At 67.0% G+C, this 18,337-nt stretch carries 19 protein-coding genes and 1 pseudogene; 8 read left to right on the top strand and 12 right to left on the bottom strand.

Features of this window, described 5'->3' with window-relative positions:
• Positions 1-447 precede the first annotated feature (447 nt).
• The 3 genes from ACFY9S_RS32320 to ACFY9S_RS32310 all read left to right on the top strand — a co-directional run bounded on the left by ACFY9S_RS32320 (position 448) and on the right by ACFY9S_RS32310 (position 2,959).
• Entirely contained in the window at positions 448-1,173 is a 726-nt protein-coding gene (locus tag ACFY9S_RS32320; protein ID WP_391135468.1) for a hypothetical protein, read from the top strand.
• 456 nt (positions 1,174-1,629) lie between these two features.
• Positions 1,630-2,412, top strand: coding sequence for a hypothetical protein (locus ACFY9S_RS32315; RefSeq protein WP_391135465.1), 783 nt, complete (start codon positions 1,630-1,632; stop codon positions 2,410-2,412).
• A 325-nt stretch (positions 2,413-2,737) separates the two neighbouring features.
• Complete coding sequence (locus tag ACFY9S_RS32310; protein WP_391135462.1) at positions 2,738-2,959, top strand: hypothetical protein; 222 nt, start codon at positions 2,738-2,740, stop codon at positions 2,957-2,959.
• A 487-nt stretch (positions 2,960-3,446) separates the two neighbouring features.
• On the opposite strand, the gene ACFY9S_RS32305 is transcribed toward ACFY9S_RS32310, so the two are convergent.
• The 6 genes from ACFY9S_RS32305 to ACFY9S_RS32280 form a co-directional block, all read right to left on the bottom strand.
• Positions 3,447-4,289, bottom strand: coding sequence for a winged helix-turn-helix transcriptional regulator (locus ACFY9S_RS32305; RefSeq protein WP_391135459.1), 843 nt, complete (start codon positions 4,287-4,289; stop codon positions 3,447-3,449).
• Between the two features lie 41 nt (positions 4,290-4,330).
• On the bottom strand, positions 4,331-4,744 hold the full coding sequence (locus ACFY9S_RS32300; protein ID WP_391135456.1) for a hypothetical protein: 414 nt from the start codon (positions 4,742-4,744) through the stop codon (positions 4,331-4,333).
• Between the two features lie 10 nt (positions 4,745-4,754).
• On the bottom strand, positions 4,755-5,198 hold the full coding sequence (locus ACFY9S_RS32295) for a hypothetical protein (RefSeq protein ID WP_391135453.1): 444 nt from the start codon (positions 5,196-5,198) through the stop codon (positions 4,755-4,757).
• Positions 5,195-5,677, bottom strand: a complete 483-nt coding sequence (locus tag ACFY9S_RS32290) for a hypothetical protein (protein ID WP_391135763.1) — start codon at positions 5,675-5,677, stop codon at positions 5,195-5,197. Before ACFY9S_RS32290 ends, ACFY9S_RS32295 begins: the two co-directional genes overlap by 4 nt.
• Positions 5,678-5,772: 95 nt before the next feature.
• Positions 5,773-6,126 carry an SH3 domain-containing protein gene (locus ACFY9S_RS32285; protein WP_245936718.1) on the bottom strand — a complete coding sequence of 118 codons (354 nt, stop codon included), beginning with the start codon at positions 6,124-6,126 and terminating at the stop codon, positions 5,773-5,775.
• Between the two features lie 152 nt (positions 6,127-6,278).
• The gene (locus ACFY9S_RS32280; RefSeq protein ID WP_391135450.1) at positions 6,279-6,902 is read right to left on the bottom strand and encodes a hypothetical protein; all 624 of its coding nucleotides are present in this window, start codon (positions 6,900-6,902) and stop codon (positions 6,279-6,281) included.
• Here ACFY9S_RS32280 and ACFY9S_RS32275 point away from each other — a divergent pair.
• From ACFY9S_RS32275 to ACFY9S_RS32265, 3 genes and pseudogenes are all read left to right on the top strand, one after another.
• Positions 6,883-7,050, top strand: a pseudogene (locus ACFY9S_RS32275) (IS5/IS1182 family transposase); the annotation flags it as partial. The gene ACFY9S_RS32280 and the pseudogene ACFY9S_RS32275 overlap by 20 nt on opposite strands.
• 357 nt (positions 7,051-7,407) lie before the next feature.
• Positions 7,408-8,766: a hypothetical protein gene (locus ACFY9S_RS32270; protein WP_391135447.1), complete on the top strand. Its 1,359-nt coding sequence runs from the start codon at positions 7,408-7,410 to the stop codon at positions 8,764-8,766.
• Between the two features lie 51 nt (positions 8,767-8,817).
• Complete coding sequence (locus ACFY9S_RS32265; RefSeq protein ID WP_391135444.1) at positions 8,818-9,270, top strand: hypothetical protein; 453 nt, start codon at positions 8,818-8,820, stop codon at positions 9,268-9,270.
• A gap of 327 nt (positions 9,271-9,597) precedes the next feature.
• Here ACFY9S_RS32265 and ACFY9S_RS32260 read toward each other — a convergent pair whose 3' ends face one another.
• The 6 genes from ACFY9S_RS32260 to ACFY9S_RS32235 all read right to left on the bottom strand — a co-directional run bounded on the left by ACFY9S_RS32260 (position 9,598) and on the right by ACFY9S_RS32235 (position 16,105).
• A complete protein-coding gene (locus ACFY9S_RS32260) occupies positions 9,598-12,060 on the bottom strand; it encodes a tyrosine-type recombinase/integrase (protein ID WP_391135441.1) in 2,463 nt (820 codons plus the stop codon).
• Positions 12,053-13,252 (bottom strand): tyrosine-type recombinase/integrase, encoded by a 1,200-nt coding sequence (locus tag ACFY9S_RS32255; RefSeq protein WP_391135439.1) that lies wholly within the window; start codon positions 13,250-13,252, stop codon positions 12,053-12,055. Before ACFY9S_RS32255 ends, ACFY9S_RS32260 begins: the two co-directional genes overlap by 8 nt.
• A 551-nt stretch (positions 13,253-13,803) precedes the next feature.
• Positions 13,804-14,055: a hypothetical protein gene (locus ACFY9S_RS32250; protein ID WP_391135436.1), complete on the bottom strand. Its 252-nt coding sequence runs from the start codon at positions 14,053-14,055 to the stop codon at positions 13,804-13,806.
• A gap of 18 nt (positions 14,056-14,073) precedes the next feature.
• Entirely contained in the window at positions 14,074-14,559 is a 486-nt protein-coding gene (locus tag ACFY9S_RS32245; RefSeq protein ID WP_020271124.1) for a hypothetical protein, read from the bottom strand.
• A complete protein-coding gene (locus ACFY9S_RS32240) occupies positions 14,556-15,098 on the bottom strand; it encodes a DUF4913 domain-containing protein (protein WP_391135760.1) in 543 nt (180 codons plus the stop codon). Before ACFY9S_RS32240 ends, ACFY9S_RS32245 begins: the two co-directional genes overlap by 4 nt.
• Before the next feature lie 251 nt (positions 15,099-15,349).
• The gene (locus tag ACFY9S_RS32235) at positions 15,350-16,105 is read right to left on the bottom strand and encodes a site-specific DNA-methyltransferase (protein WP_031109304.1); all 756 of its coding nucleotides are present in this window, start codon (positions 16,103-16,105) and stop codon (positions 15,350-15,352) included.
• A 514-nt stretch (positions 16,106-16,619) separates the two neighbouring features.
• On the opposite strand from ACFY9S_RS32235, the gene ACFY9S_RS32230 reads away from it, so the two are divergent.
• Together ACFY9S_RS32230 and ACFY9S_RS32225 are read left to right on the top strand one after the other, a co-directional pair.
• The gene (locus ACFY9S_RS32230; RefSeq protein ID WP_391135433.1) at positions 16,620-17,750 is read left to right on the top strand and encodes an NlpC/P60 family protein; all 1,131 of its coding nucleotides are present in this window, start codon (positions 16,620-16,622) and stop codon (positions 17,748-17,750) included.
• A 172-nt stretch (positions 17,751-17,922) separates the two neighbouring features.
• On the top strand, positions 17,923-18,288 hold the full coding sequence (locus tag ACFY9S_RS32225) for a hypothetical protein (RefSeq protein ID WP_391135432.1): 366 nt from the start codon (positions 17,923-17,925) through the stop codon (positions 18,286-18,288).
• Positions 18,289-18,337 lie beyond the last annotated feature (49 nt).

Here is an 18,337-nt window from a genome sequence, read left to right as displayed (position 1 = left end):
CGACACCCTGCCGTATCGGCGTAAGGACGTTGTCACCGGGGTTGGCTACACCCAGCCTCCGCATGCGTCGGCTGACACAGGGTCGGCTAGATGGAGTCCGAAGTCACCGCCGGAGTCTGCTGCCGTCTGCACTCAAAATGGCCGCCCCCGTGAGACGCAACTTCCATGCCACAGCTGAGACAACTAGCAGAGCGCCAGGTCAGCGAGCAGTCCCATGGCATGAGCCGCGAGACCCTACAATCGAACTGTGGGATCTCATTTCTCGTGTCGGAATCTCACGGTCGATGTCGGATGCAAGTCGGATCCGACATCGTGGCGAGACACCGCAGTTGTCCTGTCGAATTAAAGCTGTCGGATTCTCACTCGCTCGCATTCGCGGTGTCGGATTCTCGCTGCGGCATCTGCCGAAAGGTGCCATCCGGACGTGTCGCGTCTACGCTTGACCTCGTGGACAACGGCGTACCGATCTGGGCCTGGCACTACTTCTCCTTGGACCACGCTCGCGCCGCGAGCTCTCTCTCCCGCAAGTGCGGCGAACTGGAAGCCCTGGCACCGAGCTCCGCTGAGGAAGACACCGCGCCCATCGGTACCAGGTCGGACCACCGCTCCTACGCGACATCTTCCGTGCTCGCGTCCGGAGCCTTCATCGAAGCATGCATCAACGAGTTCATCCTCACGGCCTCACGAGACGACCTCTCACACGTCGAAGGCGCCGAAGCCCGGACTGGACTGGAGCTGAACGAACGGCAGCGGATCACGGCCGCTGGCGAGGACCTCTCGAAGGAGTCCAATACGCTTGAGCGATACCAGAAGGTGCTGCAGTTGCTCGGACGGGAGCAATTCGACCGTGGCGCCCGTCCCTTCAGCGAAGCAGCTCTACTCATGAGGCTGCGCAACGCGCTGGTTCACTACAAACCTCAGTGGCGCCCCGAGCACAGCGACGAGCGACGAAGTACTGACCAGCACAACTTGGTGGTTGGGCTCATGGAGCGGAAGTTCACGCCGAACCCTTTCTACGCCGACTCCATGAACCCGTACTTCCCGGAAAAGTGCCTCGGCCACGGCTGCACCAGCTGGGCATGGAACAGCGCCCTGAAGTTCGCCGACTGCTTCTTCAGCCGCGCAGGAACCACATGGATGTACGAGAACACCCGAGACACTCTGCAGCCCTAAGTGCCCGCTTCTGCCTCCATCGCGAACGAGACTTCCGCGAAAGTCAGGTCGCCTGAGAACACCGACCCTCAGCAATTGCAAAAGATCTGGCACCCCCAGCAGGTCAAGGGCTCGCCCTCTGACAAACGCGACGTGACAGGACAGCAGTTCAGCGGTCCGCGCCGTCGCCGCCGGTCGGCGCCGACGGCGTTTTCCGACACGAAACTGAGACACCGAGCCTCCGACACGACTTGAGACAGCGGCCAGACCCACTGGTCGCGAGACCGATGTCCGACACGAGCCGCGAGACCCTACACGAACTGTGGGATCTCAGGCCCCGTGGCCGAATTTCACGAACCGTGGCCGCTCAGTGGCCAGTTGGCTGCGACTGGCCAGCTACCCCGTCGCATTCGCAGCCGCCAGTCGGCGCGGCCGGGTTCCCCTTTGGCGTGATCTTCGGCGTGAAACAATGCCGGGATGGATGAGGGGGCAGCTGCCGTACTCGCGGCGCTGATCGCGGTGGCAGGCGTGGCGCTTGGCCTGTTTGGGGCCCGCTGGCAGGCACGCGGCATGCAGGAGCAGGCGAACGCAGCCATCGAAGCGGTCAAGACTCAGGGACGAGACCAAAATGCACAGTGGCGTCGGACCGTAAGGCGCGACGTCTGGGTCGAATATCTCGGCGCCGTGGATGAGTTCAGGCTGGCTGCCGGAGAGGTAGCAGGACATCTCGCTGACGAAGATTTGCCGGAGGCCGAGCTGGGACTCGAAGCGGCTCATTCTCGGTCTGTGGGCGCAACCGACGCATATCGCAAGATCGAGCTCGAAGGACCTGAGCAGATCGTCTCTAAGGGCTACGCCTTGCAGGGCGCCATGGTCCAGACGATCTTCGAGCTGGAGCAGGCACTCACCGCCGCACGAGCGATGGGAGTACTCGAAGAAGCCGGGCAGCGTGAGCAGCGCGAAGTTTCCTCCGATCAGCATCGGCCGATCGCGGCGGTTCTCAGTTCTCTACACGAGCTGCGGGGAATGGAATCCGACGACCCGGGCAGCACGGAGTACGGACAGCGCCTCGGCCTCCAGATCCTCGCCTTGGACTTGCTATCTGCCTCTGACACCACAGCCCTCGTTTTCACGTACGCACACCAGCTGTCGCTAAGCGAGGCTGTGGAGCGCTACCCCCACGGGCGGTGGCAGCGTTTCCACGAAGTGCGAACAGACTTCGTTCAAGCGGCTCGCTCGCATCTCGATGGCAGCACTTGAGCCTGGCCGCCGGTCAGGGCGCGGGTAGATCGTCGCTCAGGCGAGCGCCGGTCCGAGGATTCCGACACGACCCTGAGACTGGCGGGCCGGGACACGGCGCGAGACTCGGGCGAAACCACAGGGCACGATGCGCTGCATCACACGAGCTGCGAGATCCTACGCGAACCCAGTCGTTTTGCTGTCGAACCGAGTCGCGCCGCATCCGGCGTGCCCAGAACCACGAAACGAAGGAGGGCCGACGGCAAGCCATCGGCCCTCTGGTCAGCTACCCCACAGCACAGCAAGCCCCTGCTGCCCCGATCCGGAACCCAACGAGGACGGCTCCATGCCGCGGCATCTGATCCGATCCCACCATTACAAGAACGTCCGCGACTCCGACGGCCACCACATCTCTGCTGGTGAGGAGCGCGCCGTCCCCTGGGTCGCGATCACCCCCGTCGTCAACGCCATCCGTGTCCTGGAACGCATCGTCCCCAAGGGCGAGCTCCTGCTCAGCTCCACCCACCACGATGTCATCGGCCAGCGCAAGCACCACGGTGCGCTGTAGCGCGCCAGCCTGGGCCGCCGCGTCGAGAATCTCGTGTCGTGGATCAACCAGGAGGCCACCGCCCAGGGCGGACCAGAGAGCGTGCGGAGACGGGCCAGGCCCGCTTCCGCTCCGTCGGCGCGCTCGGTGATGAGCGATGGTGCCAACAGGGCAAGGACGTGCCGAATGCGGCTGCTGAACTCGCAGACGTGGTTCGGGACGGCGTGACGCCGGGCCCAGCGGGCCATCGCGTTGTACAGGTCGGACAACTCCATCCCAGCCTCGGTCAGTTCCAGACCGGTGCCGGGCGCGATCCGGATGAGACCGTGGGCGCGGGCCGTGTCGGATGCGCTGCGCAGTTGGTGCGTGGAGAGGTCGGGCAGGGTGCCGGCCAGCCGTCGCGGCGGTATGGCGCCGTTGTCGTCGATCTCGGTGACCAGGCGGACCAAGGGCCGCGAGGCGAGCAGTTCAACAGCGCGCTGCGCTTCGGCAGAGGTAAGGGGGGTGCTCATCGGCGCGGGCCTCCCGCCGGGACGGCTGCCTTCGGGCGGGCGGTCGCAGCGTGCGAGAAGAGATCCCCGTTGTGCCAGGCCGGAGGGGAATGGGGTGTCCGAGCGGGTGGGAGCGCCGTGGGGGCCTGCAGAGACTGGCTGCTGAGCCACGGCCTCGGCGCGGGCTTCGCCTGCGGGTGCCCCCAGACCGGGTGCTGGGCCGCCTGGTCGAGGGGCTGCCCGGCGGCCCACGCGGACAGGGTACCGAGCACGGGGCCCAGGCCATCGCCGGCCGCGGACAGCCGGTAGGGCCGGCCCATGCCGTCGGTGTCAACCAGGCCGTCGCAGACGAGCTGCCGCAGAGGCGGATAGATATTGGTCCAGTCGCTGCTGGGCATCACGATTCGGGCCAGAGCCCGGCCGCTGACTTCCTCACGGGACTTCAGCACCCACAGGATGGCGGCGGCATGGCGCCGGGTGAGCAGGGTGAGGCTGTCCTCGATCTGCTCGATCGCGGCCAGCGGGCGGTCCGCCTTCTCCAGGTGTTCCTCGGCCCAGGTAACAATCATCGGCAGGACCGGCAGCAGGGCAACGCCACGTTCGGTGTGGCCGTAGGTCACGTGCCGTGCGGTGTGTTCGGTGCGTTCGACGAGTCCGGCGTCGCACAGCGCCTGGAGTTTGGGGTGGAGCTGGCCGTTCTGCAGCCAGGACACCTTGGCCGCCAGCTCGCTGTAGCGCAGCGGCGGGCCGGAGAGGGCCAAGAGGATCCTCACGCTCCAGCGCGGGGTGATCATGGCGAGGGCCTCGGTGACCCGGGCGATGTCGGCGTCGGTGTCAGGGGGCAGAGCGGTGATGGCCAAGGGAGGAACTCCTGGGTGAATGCAAGGGGATCGCCTGCGGGTCAGCGGCTGTGCGCCGGACTCGGCGCCGCAGGAGGCGGAGCCGGAGCAGGCTGCGAGGGAGCTGGCGGGACAGGCGTCGGGGCCGGGACGCGGGCCAGGCTCTGCAGGACGGCGGCGACCGATTTGGCCTGGACCTCGCGAACGGCGACGGCTTCGGCGAGTCGGCGGATCCCGTCGAGGAGGTGGGAGACCTCGTGCGGGCCGATCTGCCGTTCGGGGTGGATGAGCCGGGCGAGGTGGTCGCGGTGGAAGTCGATGCTGCGCTCGGCGAGGGCAAGGTCGTCGTGCATGCCGAGCAGGGCAGAGAGCATGCCGGGCGGCTGGTCCTGGGCGTGGGCTTCGAGGTCGGCGAGCGGTGCGCCGTACAGGTCCTCGATCCGTCCAGCTATGCCGGTGGACGTGGGGTGGGGCAATCGGGGGCTTTCACAGTCGGCGGGCCCGGGCCGCCCCGGCACGCTGGGGTGCCGGGGCGGCAGACGGGGGCAGGGTTGCGGTGGCCCAGAGCTGAGCCGTTCGTACGGGCCGGGCCTGCTGGGCGGGCGGGGGCATGGTGCGCAGCAGCTCGCCGAGGGCGGCGCGGTAGCCGTCGCGGGCCTTCAGTGCCGCGTCCAGCCACTGCGCGTCGAAGCGGAGCTTGTCCGCCGACAGTTCGCCCATGTTGCGGTCCGGATCCATCTCGGCGTGGACGCGGTCGCGGACGCGGGCGACCTGCTCCTCGGTGAGCGCCAGGAAGGACCGCAGTTCCAGGGCCCGGGCGAGCGCGGGCGAGGCATCGTAGTCGGCAGCCGCCTCGTACAGCTCGAGGACCGGCTTACCGAAGACCTTCTGCAGGTCGGCGTCCATGGTGCTGGCCTTGTCCCGGCTCATCGGGCGGCCCTTGCCGACCGCCAGGCCGTCGCCGGTGCGGTTGAACCCGCGGGCCGGTTGGGGGCGCTGGTCTGCACCGCAGGCCCGGTGCGGGGCCGAAGGCGGGCGAGGCGCTCTGCGGCGAGGTCCTTCTTCCCCGGGGCGTTCGGGTCGAGGAGCCATCGCACCACCATGGCCCGGCCGTCGCGGGCAGTGACGGCCGCGTTCACCCTGTGGGCGAGGCCCATCGTCGGGTCGTCGACCTCGCTGGGCTGGGTCTGCAGTGCGGCGAGGAGGTCGTCCTCCGCGCGCTCCAGCACGGACTGAGCCTCGACCAGAAGGCCGTGCCACTTGACGACGTCGGTGGCGTCAGGGTTCGCGGTCGGCGCGGCGGCGACCGCGGCCTTCAACTGGTCCATGCCCATGTCGAAGCGCGCTTCGATCCGTTCGGTGAGCACGCCCACGACATCCGCAGAATCCTCGGATATGCCGTCGGACAGGGGGATCTCCTGTTCTGGATAGGCTGATGCGTAGGGAATGTGAGGGGCCCCGTAATCGGCGGATCAGCCGCTTGCCGGGAGGTGCTGAAGCCTGGTCAGTCCAGGCACATACGGACGTCGCGGTAGACGTACGTGCCGGAGACCCAGCCCTTGACGCCGGTCGTCTTGTCTGTGATGTAGAGCCAGTTGCCGCTCTTCTTGGAGACGGTGAACTTGTGGCTCTTGTAGAGCACGCCGAGCGCCGTGGACTTCGAGCTGGCCTTGGACCGGATGGTCACGGCCTTGGCGTGCACCGCGTACGGGAGCGGCGGCAGGTTGTGGCAGCTGACGGCGGAGGCGGCGGTTGCTGCCGTGGGTACGGTCGCGGCGCTGGCGGAGGTGGCAGACAGCACCGGCAGCGCGAGTGCGCCGAGCATCGCCGCGGATATGGCAATTCGGGTGGAGCGCATGCGGAAAAAGCCTCCGTGAAGGCGTGGGGAATGTGTGGAAGGGCGCCGCGGGGGGGTGTCCCGGCGGCGCCTGTATAAGAGTCCGGAGAATCGCCGGTTTGGCTAACCGGCGATCGTCGGCTATGTTGCGCTGCCCGCGTCGGGCTGAGCGCTTAGCGCGAACGGCCTGGCGGGCGCGGGGCAGGGGTCTTCGCCACACCGGCCGGGCGGCTGGCAGCGGCTGCAGGGCGGACCGGCGGGAGAGGGCTGGCCTCTCCGGTGAGCCGGTCGTCGCACCACTGCAGGGCCTCGTCGACCGTGTCGAAGCCGCCCTCGCGCAGGGTGTGCGTCCAGGTGTTGGTGTCGACCTCTTCGACCACAACGCGGAACGGCGACGGGGCGCGTTCGTCCAGGGCACGCAGGGCCACAACGACGACCATGTCGTCCGGGTCGTCGCTGGTGTAGGAGTAGCCCATGGCGTAGTGGTCGCCGTCGCCGGCGAGGCGTCGCTCCAGTGCTCGCGTGGCCTCGTCAGCTGGCGGCGGGCCCAGCTCGGGGTCGAGGTCGATGGCATCGTGCGGGCAGCCGCGGTGGATGAGCCAGGACTGCGCCATCGCGGGCAGCGGCAGCGGGGCCTTCTCGAAGCTGAACGTCCGCTTCTCGTGGTCCCGTTGCAGATGCACGGCGAGCACCTGGGGCATGCCGGGGTGTCCCCAGGTCGCGGTGCGGTCGAACAGGACGTAGTTTCTCTGCACTTCACTCTGCGGGGTGAACAGGTGGCAGAAGTCGCACAACACCTCCCACAAACAGATCCGGGCGCGCGTCAAGCACACCTTCGCCCGTATGAAGTGTTGGAAGCTCCTGCAGGATTGCCACCTCAAGGGGGATGGCGTCCATCACACCATGCTCGGCATCGCCCGCCTGCACAACCTCACTCTCGCCGGACAGGGGTATTGCCCCCACCGCAGTGACCGTGCTCCAACCGCACCGGAGATCATTTACGGGACAGCCCGCAAAGTCTGTGTCGCAACGCTGACTGATCTCCCAAAAGGGACTTTGCAGGCCCTGCCGGAACGCTGAAAATCGGCGCATAATCGGGCAGTTGACCTTGCTGCGGGTGGCCGGATCCTGCCGTGATCGCGGTTGCGTAACAGGCTTTGGAGAGCTTCGTAGATTTGTCTTGAAACGATCTTCTCCCGGTTGGGTCAGTGATCTTAGCTCGATCAGGACCAGCGACTGTGCACTGCCCTGATTCAGGCACAAGACGGCAGCCTGATCGGGCAGAAGAGGGAGGGGTAGCTCATGGCGGGATACGGCAGAATATTCAACGCTCAGAGATTGAGACGGGCCACGGCAGCATCGGCTTTCACGGTGATGCTCGTCAGTGGCGTGGTGCCTGCTGCGGCTGACACTCCGAGCGAGAGTGAGACGCCGGCCGCCGATACCCGGACGTCTAGTTCCAGGCCCGTGACGCCGGAGTTGACACCGGGCTCCGACAAACCGATCGCGCAACCCCAACCGGAAGGGGCAGGCGGGATGCTCGCCGCCGGATCACCGGAAACCTGCAGCGAGCCCAACGAAGAAGGTACCTTCGGCTGCTTTGTGGTTGCCTCAGGCGTAAAACAGCCAGAACGCGCAAGCGAAGAAATGGGAGCTGCCGCGGGCGTTGCTCCACCTCAGTGGTGCGAACAGAGCACAGGAACCCCTCTTGGTAACCGCACTGCAGTCTGTCAAGTCAACGCCGGCGTCTACACAACCTACAAGAAGGTGAACAACACAGTAAGTGTCAGCGGCTCGGCCAACCTCTTGGTCATCAACTACAGCTACGGCGACACAGGGATCCCAACTATCGCCCACCAGATCGACATCTCAGCATACTCGGGCTGGGGAGAGGCCCTGAAAGGCACAATCACCGCCAAGGCCGACACACCCACCAGGCAAGAGGAAGAGCTCGAGGGAGTGGAAGACGAGGATCTGAGCGATTGCACCGTCGAAAGCTCCTCTTTCCCAGCCAAGGCGATTTCACCGCTGAATTCCTGGGGAACTGGCGAGTCGTTCTTCGACTCCAACGCCATCACCCCAGGCGATAAGGCACTCTGTGCCACCCGGTGGAATATCACCATCACGAACGGCGGCCAGGCTCCCGTCAAAGCTGCCTACAAGCTCAAGCAGTTCCGCTGCGACAACGCTACGGGTGGCCGTCCCAATGCGGGATGCGTTGTCCCATGGTTCCCCTCTCTCCTGACCTACAGCAAGGCGTCGGCACCCGATCTCGTTCGGCACGTGACTCTCGCCCAGCAATCAGGCTTGCCGGGTGCGACATACGAGGCTCCTCTGAAGAGGAGCACCAACGAGCCACTGAACGCCTCAAACCGAAGCCTCGCCTGTGGCGACGCGCCAAGCATCGCGGGCAAGAGCTGCGATGAGTACCCGTTCGCAACCACACTCAACGGCCTAACTAACATGGCCCCACGCGCTCGACGCACCTTCGCCGATTGCGATCTGCCGAACATCCCCTCTGGCACTACCGGCCCGAAGGCGGTGAGCATCTGTATGATCCCCGTAGCCGACCAGAGCTATCAGGGCGGCAAAAACGCTCAATTCTACCGAGCCGAGCGTATGCTTCACGGGGACCCCTTCAGGGTCGGTACCGTGGCCTGAGTCGTCGCATGCAACCTCCAGGCTGACGCGACACCAGCTTATGGGAGAGCTATGGCCAACCAAGTGTTCGTCAACGAAGGGATCTTCGGAGTCCTGGACCATGGAGAGATTCCCGTCGATACGGCGAACTTTTCCAACGGTTTGGCCGCTCCGATGGCTGCCGGAGCCCTCATCTTGACTGGTATCAACACCGGTTACGTCAACGTTGAAACAAGGGTTGTGGACAGGTTCCCCGACGTAGACACGGATGGCTGGGAGGAGGTCATGGAGATCAGCGTCAACGCCCCTGCTGGTGACCTGAAGGTCGAGTCGCTAGAGCGCGGCCCCGACAGCAACTCGCACTCCCTGAGCCCAATGGGGTCTGCTTGGTACAGGCTTCGAGTGCACGCGCGAGGTCGCGAGGTCATGCGCGACAAGGTGAGTCTGGAGCCGGTCGAAGATTACCTACTCATCGTGTGGCCAGCGCCTCCCACGGACGCAACTGTTCTCCGCTCTGGAGCATAGGGCCGCCATCCGCAGGAGCCACAACTCGCCGTCATCGAGCTGCTAGCGATTGAGAGGTAGGCAAACCGAGGCCCCGGGCGGGTGACGCCCGGGGCCTCAGGTCGTCAAGCATTGGCCAGGTCTGCGGACCCTCGCCGAGGTCGTCGACCGCCTCGGCTCCGACGGCAAGACCGGGAACGTCGACGGCACCGAGATCCGGTGTCAGCACTCACTGATAAAGCCAGACGGCCAGCCGCCGGACACAAGGACGGGGGGCATCTCCGGCAAGAGCAAGGAGAATGCCGTCAAAGCCGTGGTCATCCAAGCCCCAAGACCGCGTCTCGTCGATCATGTGCAGCGCGAGCGTGGATATGGAAGGCCGAGATCGACGGGGGGCCGTCGCTTGAGGCGTGCAGCGTCGGCTTGCTTGGTGCGGAGGAAGGTCAGGGTCAGATCGATGCCCTCGATCTCGCCGAGCCACTGCTCTTCCTCGGCGCGCTTGCGCCGGAGGAGGAGGTCCTTTTCCAGAGCGGCGAGCCGGGGCAGCATCTTGGGGTTGACCTGGAGCATCGGGCAGCGGATGCATGCGTGCTCATGCTGACAAGGTGAACCATAGGGGCGAGCGCAGCTGCCGAGCTCGACCTTGCGCTTGTCGAAATGCTCCTCGAACTCCTCCCACTCACCAGGGGGGACGTCGATGTACTCCCCCTCGGGCCGGAGCGACCTGCGGTGGTTGAGGTAGTCCTGGTAGTGCTTGATGATGTCCTCGGCGAACACCGCGACGTAGCCCTGAGTGGTCTGCAGATTCAGGTGTCCGAGCAAAGCGGCTCCGATGTGGATGGGCAGGCCGCCGTTGACGACGTCGGTGGCGAAGAGCCTGCGGAAGTCGTGCGGGGTGAACTTGGCGAACGCCGGGTTGGTCTCGCCGATCTCCCTGCAGGTGCGGGTGAGCATGTTGAGAACGGTGCCGGCGGCCATGACGCCCCGGACGGTGCCGAGCTGGCGTTGCAGCAGGAACGGCATGGGCTCGGACCAGGTCTTCTCGTGGGGGTCGTAGCGGCTGATCAGCGGAATGGTGCGCGCATTCCGGGTCTGGCGGCGGACGATCTGGGCGACGGCGTGGAAGAGGTCGGCGGACATGGGAATGACCCGCTCGCGTTCGCTCTTGGACGGGGCGATCACCAGGAGCGCGATGATCTCGCCGTTGGGCCGCTGGTATTGGCGGATGCTGAGGTGGGTCAGCTCGCAGAGCTCCTCAATACGAATGCCGCTGTGCCGCAGGATCTCGACCGCCGCCCACTCCCAGAAGGCCGCATCCTCGGCCATGGTCACGTGAATGGTCTCGCCGGTGCCGTGGTCGATGACCCGGACGGACGGGTCAGAGAAGATGGTGGCCCTGCGCCGGTCATCCCGTGAGTCGGTGCGACTGTAGCTGCGTCCCTGGTGCACGAAGGATGCGCCCAAGGGGACCGGCGTGGCGGCTTCGAGGAGGCTGGTCAGGTGTTCGTAGCGTGCCTCGACGTGCTGGACGAGTACGGGCAGCAGCGGCTGGCGGATTCGGGTTCTGTCGGCCATCCGCCGGTTGATCTCCCGGCGGCGTTTCCCGAAGCCCTTGAGATCGCGCGGCATGATCGGGCAGGGAGCGACCCACTGGGCCCACCGCTCGGGTTCGGCGATTGCCCAGCTGTGCAGGTCGACGTAGAGACCGCGGACGGCCAGCAGGATACTGGCGGCACCCTTGCGTTGCTTGGTCCGGTCTCTCTGCTGGTACTGGAGCTCGGCTCGCCACTGATCGTAGACATCTGAACTGAGCTCGAGATTCTGCTGGTTGGGGTTGATGCGCTCGATGGCCGCCCAGAACAGGCTGGCCAGATTGCGGGAGAGCCCCTCGATGGTGATGTAGTCGGTGTCCGCGCGGCGCCGGACGAGGTAGTCGATCAGGAGCTGGCGGACGCCAGCATTCCTGATGCCGTAACGGTCGACGAGTTCCTCGACGGTGTACTGGCCGCTGTAGATGAACATCCGGAGAGTCGGGGCCGTCCCGGGCGGGAAGTGCCCCATGCGATGCAGGATCTCCCAGGCGCCCAGGGCCGCGAAGCGGGTGGTGTTGTTGATGGCGCCGGGGGTGAGGCCGAGCCGCTTGTTCTCCAGCGAGTAGTGCAGCAGAGCGGACGGCGTCAGGTGTTCCAGTGCGATGCCCTGCGTGGTGAGCGCGCAGGTGACGTCGAACTTCGCCCGTTGGCGGTGGACAAGGTGCAGGTGCGGCTGGGCGTCGACCGTCTTGAAGAACTCGTCCAGCCGCGGGTCCTTCTGAATGATTCGGAACGGCTCGGCGTAGTCGGTGAACTTGTTGGCCCTGAACCCCGGCACGGACGGCTGGATGATCCGCAGGGAGAATGCCATCTTGAGCGCCGAGGTCAGGCAGCTGCTGTGGTACCTCACCTCGGGCCGCCCCAGAATGGTGACCGACGGAGCGTTCACGTCGTTGAAGCCGCTGGTCTCCCACCGTTCCTGCCACGTGTTACCCGGCAGGGTCGCCAGATGGTGGAACAGCATCCGGATGCCGGCCCGACGCTGCTCGGCTGACGATCCGCTCTGGCCCGGCAGGATGTCCCTGGACACGCCGCACAGCTCGACGACCTCCGCCTTCGAGAGGTCCCCGAACGGGGCCGGCGGGTTCTCCGGCCGTGGGGCTGGTGCCGCTTTGATGGCGGCGCTGGTGAACCGGGTCGGCTCGGGGGCGGGGTCCTCGCGGAAGGTCTGCCGACGGTTACGGGCCGTGTAGGTGTCGACCCGGGTGCGGCTAACCACCGAACACCGCCTTGACATCGTCGGGGTCGTATCCCGGTGCGAAGCTCCGCTCGACGCGGGGCCGGTTGTAGTGCTGCTGCAGAGCGTCGAAGAGGTCCTCGACGCGGGCGTTGAGGTAACGGCCGGTGGTCGCAAGGTCGGCGTGTCGCATGATCGCCCGCACTTGAGCGAGGGTGAGGTTGGGGTCGTTGGCCATCCGGTTCGCGGCGGTGTGCCGCAGGTCGTGCAAGCTCCAGTTCGTCTGGAGTTTCTCGTTTGCCCGCTGCAAAACGCGCCGCATCGCCCAGTAGCTCAGCGGCTTGTCGGCGCCGCGAAGAGTGCGGAAAATCGGCTCATGGGCCGGCGGCAGACCCGCTTGGTCGAGGTAAGCGGCCAGGATGACCAGGGACTGCGGGCTGGCCGGGACCGGTTCGCGGTCGTCGGTGCCCTTGGTCACCACGTAGATTTGCTGGCCGGGCCAGTCGATGTCGCCAGGAGTGACGCCCAGGAGTTCGCTGGCCCGCGAGCCGCTGGAGACATAGAGCAAGATCGCCGCCCGGTCCCGGTTGTGTGTCATCGCTGCGAAGAGCTCGTCCCACAGCGCGTCCGGAATCGCGCGCGGGTCGGTCTGCCTGACGCGCTGCCTCAGACGGGCCCGCCGGAACACTGGCATGTGGGCGTCGGGGATACGGTGGGCCAGGGCCTGGCGTTGCACCCGTGATTCCGGCACTGGATTCACCAGCGGACCCCGGTTGTGGTGCCGGTGGAAGGCGTAGAAGCTGCTGACCACGGTGAGGTTGTGGTTGATCGTGGTGGGCGCGTAGCCAGCCTTGAGGTAGCGCTTGCCGGTCCGCAGGTTCACCGAGCCGGGCGGCGGAGCGCCGGGGTTCTTCCGGCCGCGCTGCGGGTTCTCAGTGACACGGAGCCAGCCCACCAGCGCGGAGGCTTCGGCCTCGGTGGCCCGCTCCCAGGCCACCCCGAGGAACCACAGCAGCCTGTGCCAACGCAGCAGGTCGTACGCGTAGCTTCGGCTGGTCAGCGGCCGGTTGTCATCGAGTGCGAGCCCGCGCAGATACGACGCGACGGGTTCGACGACGACGCCGGATGCAGCGAGGACGGCGTATCGGGGATGTACGGTCTCCAGCTCGACGACAGAACCGACGCGGGGCACGTTGGCCCGCCCCTCGATGAGCTCACGATGTAGATCCTGCAACTCTGGCTCCCTGGTGTTGAGTTCATCCCGCTCAACGAGCCAGAGAAGGTGCAGTTAACACACCAGCTGTGCGGACCGTCGTGATGTTCGGCGAGGGGGACGAGCATGTCCTTGTGGACGCCGACCTTGCGGTAGAAGTCGAAGTACCTCTCCTCGTCGGCGTCGAGGTCGTCCAGATCGAAGTCGACTTGGGGGATGGACTTCCGGACCGGCGCCGGTTCGGTGGGAGACAACAAGGGGCCTTTCGGTGGAGTTCAGTGCCGCGAGTTGACGGCGATGTGCCGGGGCAAGCTGGGACCTTCGGCGTCTGCGGCGTGGGGGCCCGGCGGGCGGCGAAAAGCGCGGCTCGTCCGGCGTCGGCAGGCGCGACCGGCTGGCCGGCGTGTACGGGGTGACCGGTGTCCCGCGCGACCAGGCCGGCGTCCTCCAGCCGCCGTAGCTTGGCCTGGGAGATGCGGGTGCCGGAGGTGGCTGTGACGGACATCCGACCGGTCAGAAGGTGTTCGTAGAGCTTGGCGCCGTCGGCAAGGGCGAGCAGCGCCGCCTGGTCGTCAGTCGAGAGCTGCTGCGCGTCGGGCGCGACGGACGCTGCTGCGGCTTCGGCGCACGTGGAAGATGACGCCAGTCTGGGTCTTGGCCAGCTTCCGGTGCCGGTCCACCAGTTGGGCGTGCTGCTCGTCGAGGACGCTGCGCTCGCGGTAGGCCCACAGGGTGTCGATGTCGTGCCCGGTGGCGGCTTCGAGGCGATGGTCGAGCGGGGAGACCGCACGCCGGGAGGGTGCTGGCGCGGGTTCAGGGGGCATAGGCGACGCTCCGTGCGTTCAGCGGGTGGGATGGTGCGCGGGGTTCGGTGCGGGACGGGGCAGACCCGGTGGCGCAGTGGGCGGCGGACCGGGCCGGGGCACGGGCGCGCGGGCGGCCAGTTGCGGGGAACGGGAGCGTGCCGCGTGGGTGCGGGCGCTCAGCGGCCGGCGAGTCATGCCCAAACGGCGGCCGACCTCGTCGTAGACGTCGTTGCCCGCGCGCGGCCGGATCGCGACGACGTGGATCTCCTTGTGGTGGGCGGATTCCGCGGGCGCCGGCCGGACGGCGTAGACGACGCGCCAGTCCTTGCGGGAGTCCACGAACAGCTTTCGACAGCCCTCCAGGTCACCGTCGAGGCGCAGCCCGAAGCGCTGCGCGTTCACGACTTCCTGCAGGTAGGCAAGGGTGAGGTCACGTATGTCACTGGGGGCCTGGAGGAGATCGGTCAGCGCGCGCGGATCGAAGCTCAGTCCGAAGGCGGGCTGTCCCTGTCCCGCGGTCATGACGCCGGCTCGTCCTGGTCAGCGGCTTCCGCCGTGGTCTCCGTCTCCGTCCGTACGGACGGCGGCGGACCGGGCAGGAGACGGTGTGCGGGCCGGTCGGGAGAGGTCATGCAGGCCGACAGCGGGCCGCCCGGTGCGCGGATCGCCGCGACGGCGTGGGTGAGGAAGTCTCGGTGCCACACGAACAGGCCGGAGAGCCCGGCTTCGGGATCCTTGTGCTGCTGGTAGGCGAGCCACAAGGCATGGAGCCAGGCCACGACGTCGTCGTGCTCCTGCCACTGCAAGCACCAGGGCGCCGCGGTGGTGACCTCGGCCCCGTATACCGGGAGGAAGAAGTCGTCGACCCAGTCGGACAGGGCGTCGAGTTCGTCCTCGCGTTCCTCTCCGTCCAGTTCCAGGATCGGGCGGGGCTCCGGTGGAGCGGCGGTCGGCGGGCCGTCGAGTCCCGGCATGCCGAACGCGGCGAACGGTGATCCACTCGGCGACGGGGCGGACGCGAGGTGGTCGAGCTGCTGAGCCTGTTGCGCCGACTGCTCCATGAGCCGCCGCACGCTCGCCTCGATTCCCTCCAGCTGCGGATCCGGAATACGAATCGGCTCCGTCTCTCCATCGTCGGCAGGTTTTGCGGATTCGGGCATTGAGAAGTTCGGCCTCCTACGAGACGCGGAATGAGGGAAGTGCGGGGGCGCACTCGCGCGGCGCCGTCGGCGGATTGCACGTTCCTCCGGCGGTATTCCGCCGACGGCTACGCCTGGGGGCTGGTCGCCTTGGCGACGGGCAAGGACGCGGCTCAGGCTGTGAGAACCAGGTCGTCCTGCGTGAGGGTTGCGCGGATCGTCTCGGTGAGCCGGTCGGCCGCGATCGACGCGTAGTGCTCGGTCTTCTCCACGCCGATGAAGTCCCGGCCTTCCAGCAGGGCGGCCACGCCCGTGGAGCCGGAGCCGGCGCAGAAGTCGAGGACCGTGCCGCCCTCGGGGCTGATCTTGACCAGCTCGCGCATCACCTCGACCGGCTTCTGCGTGATGTGCTGGCGCTTCGCGCCAGAGGGCTGCGAAGCCGAGTACATGCCAGGCAGATAGACGGGGTTGCGGGAGCCGTCGATCGGCCCCTTGCTGGCCCAGACGATGAACTCGCAGTTCTGGGTGAACCGGCCCTTCTGGGGCCTGGCCTGCGGCTTGTGCCAGGCCAGGACACCGCGCCACAGCCATCCGGCCGCCTGGATCGCGTCCGTCGTCGTCGGGAGCTGGCGCCAGTCGGTGAACAGCAGGGCCGTCCCGCCGGTCTTGGTGAGACGGTGAGCCTCGGTCATGATCTGCGTCAGCCAGAACGAGTAGGACCTCTGGTCCATGTTCTCGCCGGTGAAGTCGGCGAGGTCGTTCTTGGCGTCGGCGGAGGTGTACTTCTGCTTCGCGGAGCGCGTGGTGCGCTCCTTCGCGGTCCGCCCTCCGCTGTTGTACGGCGGGTCGGTGATGACGGAGTCGACGCAGCCGTCCGGAAGGCCGGAGAGAACGGCCAGAGCGTCGCCCTGGTGAAGGGAAAAAGGCAAAGGGGAACCCCGATTCGGGTGCGGAAAGGCGGAGGGAAATAGTCGCCTCGCGCAGGAGTCCTCGCGGGCCGGAAGTGGGCATGCAGAAGCCCAGGGCCGCAGACCGAGGAGGGCGAGGGGGAGTCCAAAAACTGTAGAGGCGAAACCGCCGACGACCAAGAAGTGCCCTGTCGAGGTATCGGTTTCCGGCACCTCACGCCGACTTTTTGGTCAACCGCCGATCCGCGCCTACTGTTTTTGAACCGCCCGGCGCACACCGCCGCTGGCCACTCCCCTGCCACACCTCACGGAGGTACCCCTTGCCCCGGCACACCTAGCTCACGGCCCGGCCACGCGGAGCGAGCGGCAACTCGCCCCGCACCGGCCCGTCCCGATCGCCCACCCCGGCTGCCGCGCCCTTCCGAGACGCCTCGCGCACGCGGTACGCCGGACACCGCACCCCCAAGGACACGCTCATGATGTCTCGCTACCCACCCATGCCCGAAAACGCTGACCGGCGAGCGGTCCGCTCGGATTGAAGGGGCTCGCCGCCGGCATCGGCGTCGTCTTCCTGTCCCCGATCCTGATCGCCGGCACCGGCATGATGCTGGCCTCCTCGGCCGACGCCGTGCAGCGCAGCGGCTCCTTCAGCAGCTGCCTGAGCGACATCGACAGCGACAAGGTCGCCGAACAGGTCACCAAGATCCTCGACGGCGCCTCCGGCAAGGACGTGCACGTCGAGGGCCTGGACCTGCCCGCCGAGCAGGTCCCCAACGCCCAGACGATCGTGGCCGCCGGCCTCTCCCTCGACGTCCCCAAGAAGGGACAGATCATCGCGCTCGCCACGGCGATGCAGGAGAGCCGACTGCGCAACCTCGCCTACGGCGACCGCGACTCCCTCGGCCTTTTCCAGCAGCGCCCTTCCCAGGGCTGGGGCAGCGCCGAGCAGATCCGCGACCCCACCTACGCGAGCGAGCAGTTCTACAAGCACTTGCTCAAAGTGAGCGGGTGGCAGCAGATGACCGTCACCCAAGCCGCCCAAGCCGTGCAGAAGTCCGGCCTGCCAGACGCGTACGCGCAGTGGGAAGAGCTCGCCACCGCGCTGCAGGCCGCCATCGCCAAGACCTTCCCCGGCGGCGGTGACGCGGACGGCAAGGACACAGACCAGGACAAGAAGCCGTCGACCAGTACGACCGGCTGCGCGCCGGGCCAGGACGGTTCCGGCTTCGGCCGCATCCCCGAGGGGAGCGTCCCGAAGGGCTACTCGATCCCCAAGGACGCCCATCCGAGGGCCCGTAAGGCCATCACGTGGGCGATGCAGCAGCTCGGCACCCTCTACCAGTGGGGCGGCTCCTGCACGAACTCGCACGGCCCCGACCCCATGGGCCGCTGCGACTGCTCCAGCCTGATGCAGCAGGCGTACGCGCATGCCGGCGTCACGCTCACCCGCACCACGTACACGCAGGTCAACGAGGGCAATGCGGTCTCGCCCTCCCAACTTGAGCCCGGGGACCTGATCTTCAGCCGGGGCACCGCCGCACGGCCCGAGCATGTCGGCATGTACATGGGCAAGGGCCTCGTGATCGAGGCGCCGCGCACCACCAAGCCGGTCCGGATCACCCCGATCAAGGACTGGACGATCCTCGCCGCCCGCCGCGTCATCTGATCCCGGACAGCCCGCAGGCCCGCTAGCCGCCGTCACCAGGACCTCGCCGGCGGTCTGCCCGATAGCTCTCGGTGGCCGACTCCCCATCTCTCTCGACCGCTTCGCCCGACGGCCGCCCAGCAGGACGAGCCGACGGCCCACTCCCTATCCCTCAACACCCCGGAGCATCCACGTGACAATCCACTCCCGCGTCCGGCGCGCCCTCGCGGCCAGCTCGATCGGCCTCGCAGTTGCGGCCAGCGGCCTAGCCAGCGCCTCCACAGCCCAGGCGTACGACACCGGCCACACGACGATCTCGTGCAAGGCGGTCAAGGTCCGCAAGGACCCTTCGAAGAAATCCACCGTCGTGGGCATCGCCTACGGGCACGACAAGGTCACCTATAACCAGTTCGCGTACAAGCACGCAGAGAAGACCTGGTACACCCGCGGCACGGTGACCCGGAAGTCCGACGGCAAGAAGATCCGCGGATACATGATCTACGACTGCGCCAACCCGTACGGGTCGAACCCGGCGCCGAAGCCGTCGATCCCGAAGTAGAACGCCCCGGCAGCCCTCGCTGGCCCCGAGCCGAAAAAGCGGCTTCGAA

This window comes from Streptomyces sp. NPDC012474 (assembly GCF_042955185.1).
GTDB classification, from domain to species: Bacteria; Actinomycetota; Actinomycetes; order Streptomycetales; family Streptomycetaceae; genus Streptomyces; species Streptomyces cahuitamycinicus.
This window is presented reverse-complemented; position numbering and strand designations above follow the sequence as displayed.